The sequence below is a fragment of the Devosia sp. Z6_126 genome, from assembly GCF_058133495.1.
Window position 1 is genome coordinate 434,255 of sequence record NZ_JBYUNO010000001.1, and the last position, 12,206, is coordinate 446,460.

General features: G+C 63.3%; 11 protein-coding genes. 10 read left to right on the forward strand and 1 reads right to left on the reverse strand.

From position 1 onward, the window contains the following. Positions 1–17: 17 nt before the first annotated feature. Positions 18–2,069 (forward strand): ABC transporter permease, encoded by a 2,052-nt coding sequence (locus tag AC3YOG_RS02185; RefSeq protein WP_172122253.1) that lies wholly within the window; start codon positions 18–20, stop codon positions 2,067–2,069. Then, positions 2,066–2,812 (forward strand): FadR/GntR family transcriptional regulator, encoded by a 747-nt coding sequence (locus AC3YOG_RS02190; RefSeq protein ID WP_489933888.1) that lies wholly within the window; start codon positions 2,066–2,068, stop codon positions 2,810–2,812. The genes AC3YOG_RS02185 and AC3YOG_RS02190 overlap by 4 nt, the downstream gene beginning before the upstream one ends. Positions 2,813–2,830: 18 nt before the next feature. Here the strand turns inward: AC3YOG_RS02190 and AC3YOG_RS02195 are convergent, their stop codons facing one another. Next, the gene (locus tag AC3YOG_RS02195) at positions 2,831–3,424 is read right to left on the reverse strand and encodes a TetR/AcrR family transcriptional regulator (RefSeq protein WP_489933889.1); all 594 of its coding nucleotides are present in this window, start codon (positions 3,422–3,424) and stop codon (positions 2,831–2,833) included. A 154-nt stretch (positions 3,425–3,578) separates the two neighbouring features. Between AC3YOG_RS02195 and AC3YOG_RS02200 the strand changes: the two genes are divergently transcribed. The 8 genes from AC3YOG_RS02200 (at position 3,579) to cysG (ending at position 12,206) form a co-directional block, all read left to right on the forward strand. Continuing rightward, positions 3,579–3,980, forward strand: a complete 402-nt coding sequence (locus AC3YOG_RS02200; RefSeq protein WP_489933890.1) for a RidA family protein — start codon at positions 3,579–3,581, stop codon at positions 3,978–3,980. 218 nt (positions 3,981–4,198) lie between these two features. Then, positions 4,199–4,837 carry a glutathione S-transferase family protein gene (locus AC3YOG_RS02205; protein ID WP_489933891.1) on the forward strand — a complete coding sequence of 213 codons (639 nt, stop codon included), beginning with the start codon at positions 4,199–4,201 and terminating at the stop codon, positions 4,835–4,837. A gap of 66 nt (positions 4,838–4,903) precedes the next feature. Further along, positions 4,904–5,527, forward strand: coding sequence for an ANTAR domain-containing response regulator (locus tag AC3YOG_RS02210; RefSeq protein WP_248307213.1), 624 nt, complete (start codon positions 4,904–4,906; stop codon positions 5,525–5,527). A gap of 13 nt (positions 5,528–5,540) precedes the next feature. After that, a complete protein-coding gene (locus AC3YOG_RS02215) occupies positions 5,541–6,761 on the forward strand; it encodes a CmpA/NrtA family ABC transporter substrate-binding protein (RefSeq protein WP_489933892.1) in 1,221 nt (406 codons plus the stop codon). Positions 6,762–7,074: 313 nt separating this feature from the next. After that, positions 7,075–9,522, forward strand: coding sequence for a nitrite reductase large subunit NirB (nirB, locus tag AC3YOG_RS02220; RefSeq protein ID WP_489933893.1), 2,448 nt, complete (start codon positions 7,075–7,077; stop codon positions 9,520–9,522). A gap of 5 nt (positions 9,523–9,527) precedes the next feature. Further along, complete coding sequence (gene nirD / locus AC3YOG_RS02225; RefSeq protein ID WP_489933894.1) at positions 9,528–9,863, forward strand: nitrite reductase small subunit NirD; 336 nt, start codon at positions 9,528–9,530, stop codon at positions 9,861–9,863. A gap of 38 nt (positions 9,864–9,901) precedes the next feature. Further along, positions 9,902–10,759, forward strand: a complete 858-nt coding sequence (locus AC3YOG_RS02230) for a formate/nitrite transporter family protein (RefSeq protein WP_489933895.1) — start codon at positions 9,902–9,904, stop codon at positions 10,757–10,759. A 13-nt stretch (positions 10,760–10,772) separates the two neighbouring features. Further along, positions 10,773–12,206: a siroheme synthase CysG gene (gene cysG / locus AC3YOG_RS02235; RefSeq protein ID WP_489933896.1), complete on the forward strand. Its 1,434-nt coding sequence runs from the start codon at positions 10,773–10,775 to the stop codon at positions 12,204–12,206.

Below are 12,206 nucleotides of genomic sequence, written 5' to 3' on the forward strand. Positions count from 1 at the left end.
GCGACGGGTGTCCAACAATGCCCGTCGCACCAACGCTACCAATGCTGGACATTCCGGACATCGGCGGCCACCCGCAGGTGGGAGCGTCCGGCCCGATGGAGGTGCGCATGGACGACCGCATGAGTGTAACGATGGCACCTGTTTCCCGCCGGCTCGGCCTGCGGAAGCGGCTCGATGGCATCCTGGGGATGGACTGGAAGGTCGGCTATCTCTTTGTTCTGCCCATGGTGCTGATCATGGCGCTGCTGATCTTTTGGCCCTTTGTCAGTGCCATCTTCATCAGCATGACCTCGCTCAATTTCCTGACCGGCGAAACCACCAATGTCGGTCTGCGCAATTACCAGCGGCTTTGGGCCAGCAGCGACTTCCTGCAGGCCATGCAGAACACCATCCAATTCACCTTCTGGTCGCTGAGCCTCAAATTCGTTATCGGCATGACCGTGGCGCTGATCCTCAATAGCCGCCTGCCGTTCCGGAGCCTGCTCAGCGGCATCATGCTCCTGCCCTGGATCGTCCCGGAAATCGTTACGGCTCTGGCCTGGAAGAGCATCTACGATCCCTTGTTTGGCGGGCTCAATCCGATCCTGCAGGGCGTTGGTGTCATCGACCGGCCGCTGGGCTGGCTGTCCGATCCCAATATGGCGATGGGCAGCGTCATCTCGGTCAATGTGTGGAAAGGCATTCCGTTTTTCGTCCTGCTGTTGCTGGCGGGCCTCAAGGCCGTCGATCGCGAACAGATCGAAGCGGCGCAGGTCGATGGCGCCAATGCGGTGCAGCGCTTCCGCAATGTGACCCTGCCCAGCCTGCGCTATGTGATCGTCGTCACCCTGCTGCTGTCGTTCATTTCCACCTTCAACCAGTTCGGCCTGCCCTTCCTGATGACCGGCGGTGGTCCGAGCGGGGCGACCAAGCTTTATTCCATTCTCGCCTATGAAAAGGCCCTGGGCTCGCTGCAATATGGTCCTGGCATTGCCGTCGCCTTCAGCGTCGCGCCGCTGATGGCGATCCTGATCTGGCTCCTGGCTCGCTTCATGCGCCAGGACGACCGGCGCGACGGCAGTGCCGAGCGGGGCCCCGGCTTGACCGACCGGCTGCTGGCTGGCGCGGCGCGGCTCGTCAACATCATCCTCGATCTGGTTTTCCTCCCCATCGAGCTGATCTTCGCCGGGCTCGAATGGATGGTCCGCCGCATTCGCGTTGCCACCGGGCGCCCTGCCGCCCAGCCGATCCTCCGGCGCACCGCACGGTCCAATGCCGGCCCGCTCACCCGCTTGCTGGTCCTGGTGCCGTTCCTCGCCTTCGTGATCTTCCCTTTCTACTGGATCATCACGACCTCGCTCAAATCCACGCCGCAGATCAGTGAGCGTCGATCGATCTTCTGGCCCGATCCACCTACGCTGGAGCAATATTCCTCGCTGCTGCAGGATACGCCGTTCCTCACCTGGCTGATGAACTCGGCCTTTGTCGCCGCCCTCAGCACGCTGGTGTCCGTTGCCCTGGCGTCGCTGGCGGCCTATGCGCTGACGCGGCTGCGCTTTCGTGGCGCGGGCTTGCTGACAACGTTGCTGCTCATCACCTATCTGCTGCCGGGCACGCTGCTGTTTATTCCCCTCTACCAGACCCTGACCAATCTTGGCGTCATCAACAGCCACGCCGCGCTGATCATCACCTATCCGACCTTCCTGTTGCCCTTCGCCACCTGGGTGCTGATGGGCTATTTCCGCTCCATTCCGGTGGAGCTGGAAGAGGCCGCGCGGATCGATGGCGCCAGCCGGCTTTATATCTTCTGGCGCATCACCCTGCCCTTGGCGGCGCCCGCAATCCTGTCGGTGACGCTGTTTGCCTTCACCAATGCCTGGAACGAGTTCCTGTTTGCCTTTGTGTTCATCACCAGCGAGTCGCTGCGCACGCTGCCTATCGGCCTGCAATCCATGGTGGTTGGCGATATTCTGCCCTGGGGCAAGCTGATGGCAGCCTCGCTCCTGACCGCCATTCCTGTTGCCGTGCTTTATATCTATGCGCAGCGCTTCCTGTCGGAGGGCCTGACAGTGGGGGCGGTAAAGGGGTGAACGACGCATCGCGGGTCGGAGGGGCAATTGGAGCGCTGAACGCCTCGGTGGTGCGCAGCTCCATCCCCTCCGCGGTGGACGGCATGGTCCTCAAGATCCGCGGCCTCATCTCCGATGGCGGATTGGGCGTGGGCGACAGCCTGCCGACGGAGCGGGAGTTGTGCGAGCGGTTCCAGGCCAGCCGCAACACAGTGCGCGAAGCCATGCGTATCCTCAAGGCCTATGGGGTGGTCTCGGTGCGTCCCAAGGTCGGCGCCACCATTATCGATGACCGGATGGAGCGGGCACTCGATCTGTTCTCGTTCAACACGCTCGACATCTCGCGGCGCACCTTCAACGACATCCAGGGCTTCCGCCGGCTCATCGAAGTGGGCTCGGTGGACACCATCTTCGATCAGATGCAGCCCGAGGACATCCTCGAGATGCGCAAGGTCAACGATCAGCTTCGCGCCGCCGGCTCGATCGTGGAAGCGTCCGAGTTGGATTTCCGCTTTCACCTGCGCCTGGTATCGATCCTCACCAATCGTGCAGTCACCGACGTTTATCGCATCATGAAGCCGATCATCATCCGCATCATGGAGCGCGCCAAGCAATTGCATAACTTCACCGGCGAAACCTTCGAGCAGCACGCCGCCGTGGTGGATGCCTTGGAGCAGCGGGACCGGATCCGCTACCAATATGCTCTGCAATCACACCTGCATATCGGCATCACAGCCTTCCAGGATTTTTCGGAGGAACCCTGAGGACGGGCGACGCACAGTTCAGTCTGGCCGCAGCAGCAGACCCGAGGCCAGGGAGCGGAACGCATCGACGGCCTTGGGCAGGACATGCTGAGGATTGTCGGAGGCGGCGATCCAGAGCGCCGCATTGAGGGCAGCGCCACTCAACAGCCGGGCGGCCGCTTCGGGATCAACGGGCTTGAGAACCCCGGCGGCCATGAGGTTTTCCACCGCGCGCTTGGTCACCTGCATGCAGTTGTTCTGGCTGGGCCATTGCGAGGGATCCCCCAGCACGGCCGGGCCGTCAAGCAGCACAATGCGCTGAACCTCTGGGTCGAGCGCCATCTCGATATAGGCTTCTCCCTCCGCCAGCAGCGCCGACCATTCGTCACCCGCGCGCGCGCCGATGGCTTGCGCCTTCCCGGCCATCTCGCTGTCGATCTGGTCGACCACGGCCGCCAGCAGGCCCCGCTTGTCGCCGAAATTATGGTAGAGCGCGCCCCGCGTCAGGCCAGCATCGGCGGTCAGATCATCCATGGAGGCAGCGCTATAGCCTTTGTGCGCAAAGGCCTTGCGGGCTGCGGCAACAAGCTTGCTGCGCGTTTCTTCCATCGCGTCAGCGCGGGTTTTCGCCATTTCTCGTCATCTCTTTTGTATACGCGGCGTATATCGTTTGACATACGGAATGTATGTGGGATGTTAGTGCATACGCACCGTATATCAAATCAGCATCCGGCGAAACCGCTGTTGCCGCGCCAAGTGCCGAACGGCCCACACGAAAGAGACCAAGATGAGTGAACGCCAAGCAATTTTCCCGGCCAGCCGGCACGCCCTTTACGAGCAGCATGGCTATTCCGCAGCAATCCTCTCGGGTGACCTGCTGTTTGTGTCGGGACAAGTGGGCAGCCGGCCCGACGGCAGCCCGGAGCCGGACTTTGAGCGTCAGGTCCAACTCGCCTTTGACAATCTCAAGGCGATCCTCGCAGCCGCGGGTGGCGGTTTGGACGATATCATTGACGTGACGACGTTCCACACCGATCCGGAACAGCAGTTCCCGACCGTCATGGCGGTGAAGCAACGAAATTTCACCACCACCCCCTACGCCAACTGGACTGCCGTTGGGGTGAACTGGTTGGCCGGCTTTGATTTCGAAATCAAGGTTATCGCCCGCATCCCGGCCGCGGCCGCCTAGCGAGCACCGAGCACGGGGTCTCCGTGGCCCGCCCGGCGTTCCCTTGGTCGGCCCTCGCCGCCGCTGCCGGCCCCTTCCGCGCCTCGCTGGCCGCCCGTTATTGGCGATGATGTCAGCGGCCTTACCAGGGGAGTGGCGGCAGGCTTTTTTCTCCCGCTGTCGAAGAACTCGACTGTGATCCGTCCTAGGACCGAGCGGCAAAAGGAGAACCGGTTCTGATGAAACTGCATTTTAGTCGCAACCCCAATCCGAGACTGGCAGTGGCCGTCGCCAAATATCTGGGCGCGGATATCGAGTTCCACTTCGCTGCACCCCGGGATCCAAGCCGAGCCGGGGACTATCTGCACCTCAACCCGAACTTGCTTTTGCCCATTCTCGAGGTTTCCCCGAGGCCGATTTGGGAAACGGATGCAGTTGCCTGCTTTTTGTCGCGACAGGTCGGATCGCAGTTTTGGCGCACCGATGCCGACGAACCCGAGATGATCCGCTGGATCAGCTGGGGCAAGGACAACTTCGTCAAAGCTTGTGACACCGTACATTGGGAGCGCGGCACCAAGCTCCGTTACGGCCTCGGGCCCTACGATGCCGCTGCAGTTGCGGAGGGGCTCGAGCGGTTTCACACCGCAGCGCAGCTGCTCGAAGCTGAGCTGGCGGATCGCACCTGGCTCGTCGGGGACGCTGTGTCTTACGCCGATTTCCGCATGGGCACATTCCTGCCCTTCAACGATATCGCGCGACTGCCCATCAAGGATTACCCGGCCGTGAGCCGCTGGTACCGGCGGATGGACGCCATCGAGGCATGGCGAGATCCCTTCGCGGGAACCACTGCCCCCGAGCTTCCTCCCGTGCCAAGCTGATCATCGAGCCGACACCACGCGCGCAAACCTGGCTGCGGGGTGTAGACATCCAAGGATCGGCAGCACATGAATTTGGTGCTGCCACAACTGACCTCAGAGGCCATGGCTGAGTCGCTCTCCATTCTGTTGATTGACGACAACGCCATTCGGGCCTCGATCATCGAGGCCGGTTTGCGCGAAGCGGGACACGCAACGGTGCAGATCGTCACCGACATGGAAGATGTGGCTGGCCGAATTCGCGCGTTTGCGCCCGATGTCGTCATTGTCGATCTCGAAAATCCCAATCGCGATGTGCTCGAGCATTTCTTTGCCCTCAGCCGCACGATCGAGCGGCCCATCGCCATGTTCGTCGACAAATCCGACCCCGCCGAAATCGAGGCTGCTGTGGAGGCCGGGGTTTCGGCCTATGTGGTTGATGGATTGCGCAAGGAGCGCATCAAGCCGATCCTCGACATGGCCATTGTGCGGTTCCGTGCCTATTCCCGGTTGCGCAACGAACTCGAAGCCGCCCGTTCGGAACTTCAGGGGCGAAAGATAATCGAGCGCGCCAAGGGTATCCTGATGCGGACGCGTGGCTTTTCCGAAGAAGAGGCCTATGGGCTGCTGCGCTCCACCGCCATGAACCAGAACCGCAAGATCCTCGAGATCGCGCAGGCGCTGGTGACGGCTTCCGAGCTCCTGGGACCATGAAGAGGGACACAGCATGGGCCTGACCCAAATTGTTGCCGGCTATGTGCCGCTGCTCGACAGCGCCGTGCTGCTGGCGGCGGAAGAATTCGGCTTTGCCGAAAGCGAAGGGCTGCACCTGCATCTGGTGCGCGAAACCTCCTGGGCCAATATCCGCGATCGCGTCGCCATCGGACATCTGGACGTCGCCCATATGCTGGGGCCGATGCCGATCAGCGCCAATCTGGGGCTAACGCCACTCGATGCCGCCGTGATTGCACCCATGGCGCTGGGCTTGGGCGGCGCCGCAATCACCATGTCCATGGCGGTGTGGGCCGCCATGGCCGCGGCCGGCGCGCCCGAAGATGGCTCGCCGGGCCCCGTCGGTGCGGCATTGCGCGAAGTTGTCTTGCGGCGGCACCGCGCGGGCGAGCCGCGCTTGCGCCTGGCGGTGGTGCATCCGGAAAGCGCCCACAACTATGCGCTGCGCTATTGGCTGGCCGCTTCCGGTATTGACCCCGATCGTCAGGTCGACATTGTCATCGTGCCCCCGCCCCTCCAGGCCGATGCCCTCGCCGCCAAGCGCACCGATGGTTTTTGCGTCGGGGAGCCCTATGGCTCAGTGGCTGTCGCGCGCGGGGTCGGACGCATTGTCACCACCAAGGGGCAGATCTGGCAGATGAGTCCCGACAAGGTTCTGGGCACAAGGCTGCAATGGGCGCAGCGCTACCCCGAACAGCTCGCCGCATTGCTGCGCGCCGCGACGCGAGCGGCACGCTGGTGCGAGGATCCGGCCAACCACTCGGCGCTCGCAAGCATGCTGGCGCGCGATGACCGGCTGGGTGTGGAGGGGGACCTGCTGTTGCGGGCCATCACGGGCCGGCTCGAATTCGAAGCGGGCAAGGAACATGCAATGTCCGAATTCTTCGTGCCCTATTCCCGCGCGGCCAACTTCCCCTGGGTCAGCCACGCTCTGTGGTTCTACTCGCAGATGGTGCGTTGGGGTCAGGTCGCCCATAAGCCAGAGCATGCGGCGCGTGCCGCAGCGAGCTACCGGCCCGACCTCTACCGGGCCGCGCTTTCGGGTATAAACATGCCCGTGCCTGGCGCGAGCAGCAAGATCGAAGGCGCCCTCGCCGAGCCGACCGAAATGGGCGCGATCGGCGGTCGCCTGACGCTGGGTCCAGATATGTTTTTCGATGCGGCGCAGTTCGATCCGGACCGGCTGGACGATTACATTGCCGCCCAACAAAGTTGACCAAGAAAGATGCAGCTTGCTGAACTGCCGGGCAAAGGCGCGGCTGTGCTTGGATTATCGCAAACCGGCGGAGTTCAGCTAAGCACCTGATCCAGCGTTCGTCTTGTGCAGCCCGACTGTTTGGCACGTTTCCTGCACTACCATTTGCGAGCGCTCCGGCGCACTGACTTCGGCGTCCAATGAAGGGCGCCACATCTTTGGCAACGCCGCCAACCTTCAGAAGCCTCGTCTTGCGACGGGGGTCCTGCTGGTTGGCGGCGTTTTCGTTTTTGGTTTCCGGGTCCGATCACGACCCAAGCTTGATGGGAAGAACATGGCCGAAAAACTCGTCATCATAGGCGCCGGCATGGCCTCTGGCCGGATGCTGGAACATTTGTTCGAGGCGGCGCCTGGCCGGTTCGATGTCACCCTGTTCGGCGCCGAGCCGCGGGGCAATTACAATCGCATCATGCTTTCGCCGGTGCTGGCCGGCGAGAAGCGCTATGAAGATATCGTGACCCACGCTCCAGACTGGTACGCCAGCCATGGCGTTCAATGCCGCTTCGGCCAGGCGGTCACCAGGATCGACCGCCAAGCCAGGACCGTGTGGGCCGAAGGCGTCGAGACCCGCTACGACCGTCTGGTTATCGCCACGGGCTCAGCCCCCTTCATCCTTCCCATTGCGGGCCGAGACCTGCCGGGCGTCCGCGCCTTCCGCGACCTCGATGATGTAGACGCCATGGTGGCGATCGCCGGGCAACCCCGCGCCAAGGCCGTGGTCATCGGCGGGGGCCTGCTAGGGCTTGAAGCGGCGGCGGCGTTGCGCGGGCGCGGCATGGATGTGGTGGTGCTGCACCTGGCGGCCCATCTCATGGACCGGCAGCTCGATGCAGCCGCTGGCTATCTTTTGCAGCGCGAGCTGGAAGGACGCAGCATCAAGGTCCACTGCAAGGCGCAAACCAAGGCCATTCTGGGCAATGGCCGGGCGGAAGCCGTGTTGCTGGAGGACGGCACGGTTTACCCGGCAGACCTTGTGGTCATGGCGGCCGGCATTCGACCCGAAACCCGGCTGGCGACCGATGCGGGCATCGAGGTCGCCCGGGGCATTGTCGTCAACGATGCAATGGCCACTTCCGACCCCGACATTCTCGCGGTGGGCGAATGCGTTGAGCACCAGCAGACCGTCTACGGGCTGGTCGCGCCGCTTTATGAGATGGCCAGGGTCGCGGCCAGTTCTCTCCTCGGCGTGCCGGCCCGGTTCAGCCCGGTCAAAACCGCCACGCAGCTCAAGGTAACCGGGGTGAACCTTTATTCGGCCGGCGACTTCGCCGAGGCCGACGACCGCCAGGAGATCGTGCTGCGCGATGCTGCGGCTGGCGTCTACAGACGGGTGGTGCTCAGGGACAATCGGGTGCTGGGCGCGGTGCTTTACGGCGATACGGCCGACGGCAACTGGTTCTTCGACCTCCTCAAGCGCGGCACCGATATCGCCCCGATGCGCGATACGCTGATCTATGGCCAAAGCTATGGTGGCGGCGCTGCCGCCGATCCCTTGGCTGCGGTTGCGAGCCTCCCTGCTGACGCCGAAATCTGCGGCTGCAACGGCGTGTGCAAGGGCGCCATCACCGGTGCCATCGCCGCCCGGGGCCTGACCTCGCTCGATGAGGTCCGCGCCCACACCAAGGCCTCCGCCTCCTGTGGCTCCTGCACGGGGCTGGTGGAAAAGCTGCTGATGTCGACCCTGGGCGACCGCTACAATCCGGCGGCGATCCAGCCCATGTGCCCCTGCACCGAGCTTGGCCATGACGAAGTGCGCCGCTTGATCATCGCGCAAGAGCTCAAATCCATCCCCGCGGTGATGCAGGAATTGGGCTGGAAAACCTCCTGCGGCTGCGCCAAGTGCCGTCCCGCGCTCAACTACTATCTCGTTGCCAATTGGCCGGGGGAATACGAGGACGATGCCCAGTCGCGCTTCATCAACGAGCGCGTGCATGCCAACATCCAGAAGGACGGCACCTATTCTGTGGTGCCCCGCATGTTCGGGGGCATCACCAACGCAGCCGAACTGCGCGCCATTGCCGACGTGGCCGACAAGTTCAACGTGCCCACGGTCAAGGTTACCGGCGGCCAGCGCATCGATCTGCTCGGCATCAAGAAGGAGGACCTGCCCGCCGTCTGGGCGGATCTCAACAAGGCCGGCATGGTGTCCGGCGCCGCTTATGCCAAGGGGCTGCGGACGGTCAAGACCTGCGTCGGCTCGGACTGGTGCCGCTTTGGCACCCAGGATTCCACCGGCCTTGGCGTCAGGATCGAAAAGTTCATGTGGGGCTCCTGGACCCCGGCCAAGCTCAAGCTGGCGGTCTCGGGGTGTCCGCGCAACTGCGCCGAGGCCACTTGCAAGGACATCGGCGTCATCTGCGTGGACTCCGGCTACGAGATCCATTTCGGCGGCGCCGCAGGTCTCGACATCAAGGGCACCGAAATCCTCTGCCACGCCAAGACCGAAGACGAGACTGTCGAAATCATCGCTGCCCTGACCCAGCTTTATCGCGAGCAGGGCCGCTATCTCGAGCGCATCTACAAATGGGCCAGGCGCGTCGGCTCGGCTTCCATCAAGGCCCATGTGGTGGAGGACCTTTCCAGGCGGCGGCAGCTGTTCGAGCGCTTCGTTTATTCGCAAAAATTCGCCCAGATCGATCCCTGGGAAGAGCGGGTCAACGGCAAGGATGCCCATGAATTTGCGGCATTGGCCGATTTCCAGATGCTGCAGGCAGCGGAGTGAGCGCCATGACCGACTGGATCGATATTGGCGGCCTCGGCGACATTCCCGCGCGGGGCGCCCGGTGCCTCAACACCGCCTTGGGCAAGATCGCCGTTTTCCGCACCGCCGAAGACGAGGTCTTCGCCATCGATGACCAGTGCCCGCACAAGGGCGGACCGCTGAGCCAGGGCATCGTCCACGGCGCGCAGGTCACCTGCCCGCTGCACAATTGGGTTTTTTCCCTCGAAACCGGCATCGCCCAGGGCGCCGACGCGGGCGCCGTCCGCACCTATCCGCTGCGCCTCCACAACGGCCGCATCCTTATTGACGCGCATTGTTTGCGCACTGCCACCGCAGCCTGACCGCCGCCAATCTCACCAGCACCCTTCAGGAGAACATCATGGACTATGTTGCCCCCAAAGACTTCATCAAGAAGATGATCGACGCCGGCGAGATGAAGGTCTTCATGTCGACGCGCGACACGTTGATCCGCGCCTTCATGGCCGGCGCCATTCTGGCGCTTGCCGCGTCCTTTGCCATCACCATCACCGTGCAGACCGGCCAGCCGCTAGCGGGTGCCATTCTCTTCCCCGTCGGCTTTTGCCTGCTTTACCTCATGGGATTTGATCTCCTGACCGGCGTGTTCACGCTGGTGCCGCTGGCCCTGATCGACAAGCGCGCCGGGGTTACAATGCGCGGCGTGTTGCGAAATTGGGGGCTGGTGTTCACCGGCAATTTTGCTGGCGCCCTCACCGTGGCGCTGATGATGGCCGTGGTCGTCACCTTCGGCTTTTCCCAGGCACCCGATGCGGTGGGCGAACGCATTGGCCATATCGGGGAAGGCCGCACCCTTGGTTATGCCGAACACGGCGCTGCGGGCATGCTGACGCTTTTCATCCGCGGCGTTCTTTGCAACTGGATGGTTTCAACAGGCGTCGTGGCGGCCATGATGTCCAACTCGGTGACCGGCAAGGTGCTCGGCATGTGGATGCCCATCATGCTGTTCTTTTACATGGGCTTTGAGCATTCCATCGTGAACATGTTCCTGTTCCCTTCGGGCATTCTTCTGGGCGGCCAGTTCTCCTTTTGGGATTACATGGTCTGGAACGAGATCCCCACCGTTGTCGGCAATCTGGTGGGCGGGCTGACCTTTGTGGGCCTTACCCTATACGCCACCCATAGCCGCACCGCCCCATCGCGCAAGCAGCCCGAAGCAGTGCTGCGCGAGATCGACGTCAATGCCATCGCGGCCGAGTAAAGGGGAGGCGCAGATGCACATCGTTCCACGCCAACCCAGCCCTGCTCCCCGCCCGCGACTGGCTCCGCTCGCTGTTCTCCCAGTCTTTTACCGTCTCGCCGGCAAGCGCATCCTGCTTGCCGGTGGTTCGGAGGCTGCCGCCTGGAAAGCCGAACTCCTGGCCGCAACTGGCGCTGCCGTCGAGGTTCATGCACTGCCAGCCGAACTCTGCGAGGAAATGGCCAGCTTGGCCGGGACCGGTCAGGTCAGACTTGTCCCAGGCCATTGGGGCGCCGCCGATTGGCAGGGCTATGCCATGGCCGTGGGCGATTGCGAGGACGAGGCGGAAGCCGCCGCTTTCGCTGCTGCCGCACGCCGCCTGGGCGTGCCGGTCAATGTCATCGACAAACCCGATTTCTGCGACTTCCAGTTTGGGTCCGTGGTCAATCGCTCACCGCTGGTGGTCGGTATCTCGACGAGCGGTGCTGCCCCGATCCTCGGTCAAGCAGTGCGTCAGCGCATCGAAACCATGCTGCCGGCCACGCTGAGCGAGTGGGCGGGGCTGGCTCGGCGGGTGCGCCAACGCGCCACCGACCTGCTCCAGCCCGGAGCCGAACGGCGCTGGTTCTGGCAGCGTCTGGCTGACGAGGCTTTCCGCACCAGCCCGGAACACGCCAAGATCGACGACTGGATCAACCAGGCTCGGGGCGCACAAGGCGGGGGCGTAACGCTGGTCGGGGCGGGCCCGGGCGATGCCGAATATCTCACAATCAAAGCCTTGCGGGCGCTCCAGGCCGCCGACGTCATCCTTTTTGATGATCTCGTTTCCGACGAGGTGCTGGAACTGGCCCGCCGGGAAGCCAAGCGCATCCTCGTGGGCAAGCGCGGTGGCCGGGAAAGCTGCCGGCAGGAAGACATCAACCGCACCATGATTGCCCTCGCCAAGGCTGGGCGTCACGTGGTGCGGCTCAAGTCAGGCGACCCGATGATCTTCGGTCGGGCTGGCGAAGAGATAGCCGAGCTTGAGGCTGCGGGCGTAGCCGTGAACGTGGTTCCTGGCATCACCACCGCGCTGGCGCTTGCGTCCGAACTCAAGCTCTCGCTCACGCACCGCGATTGCGCCCAGTCGGTGCGCTTCGTCACCGGTCATGCCCGCAACGGGCAGCTGCCGGAGAACTTTGACTGGCCGGCACTCTCGGATCCATCGACCACCCATATCTACTACATGGCCGGACGCACCTGCTCGACACTCGTCCATGGCTTGCTGCGCCACGGCATGCCGGCGCAAACGCCCATGGTCCTGGCGAGCAATATCAGCCGACCGGGGCAAGTCATCGTGCACTCGTCCCTTGCCGACGCCCCTTCGGACATGGCGCAGTTGGATCTGAGCCAGCCCATCATCATCGCGATCGGCGCGGCGATGGGGCTTCGCCCGTCGCTTGAAGTGGAGAGGGCCGTGGCGCTTTAA

What these genes read in the sequence shown, in the direction of transcription:
- nirB (WP_489933893.1), top strand. Translation starts at nt 7,075, where the DNA reads ATGGCCGAAAAACTCGTCATCATAGGCGCCGGCATGGCCTCTGGCCGG.
- AC3YOG_RS02195 (WP_489933889.1), bottom strand. Translation starts at nt 3,424, where the DNA reads ATGGCGAAAACCCGCGCTGACGCGATGGAAGAAACGCGCAGCAAGCTT.
- nirD (WP_489933894.1), top strand. Translation starts at nt 9,528, where the DNA reads ATGACCGACTGGATCGATATTGGCGGCCTCGGCGACATTCCCGCGCGG.
- AC3YOG_RS02215 (WP_489933892.1), top strand. Translation starts at nt 5,541, where the DNA reads ATGGGCCTGACCCAAATTGTTGCCGGCTATGTGCCGCTGCTCGACAGC.
- AC3YOG_RS02185 (WP_172122253.1), top strand. Translation starts at nt 18, where the DNA reads ATGCCCGTCGCACCAACGCTACCAATGCTGGACATTCCGGACATCGGC.
- AC3YOG_RS02230 (WP_489933895.1), top strand. Translation starts at nt 9,902, where the DNA reads ATGGACTATGTTGCCCCCAAAGACTTCATCAAGAAGATGATCGACGCC.
- AC3YOG_RS02200 (WP_489933890.1), top strand. Translation starts at nt 3,579, where the DNA reads ATGAGTGAACGCCAAGCAATTTTCCCGGCCAGCCGGCACGCCCTTTAC.
- AC3YOG_RS02205 (WP_489933891.1), top strand. Translation starts at nt 4,199, where the DNA reads ATGAAACTGCATTTTAGTCGCAACCCCAATCCGAGACTGGCAGTGGCC.
- cysG (WP_489933896.1), top strand. Translation starts at nt 10,773, where the DNA reads ATGCACATCGTTCCACGCCAACCCAGCCCTGCTCCCCGCCCGCGACTG.
- AC3YOG_RS02210 (WP_248307213.1), top strand. Translation starts at nt 4,904, where the DNA reads ATGAATTTGGTGCTGCCACAACTGACCTCAGAGGCCATGGCTGAGTCG.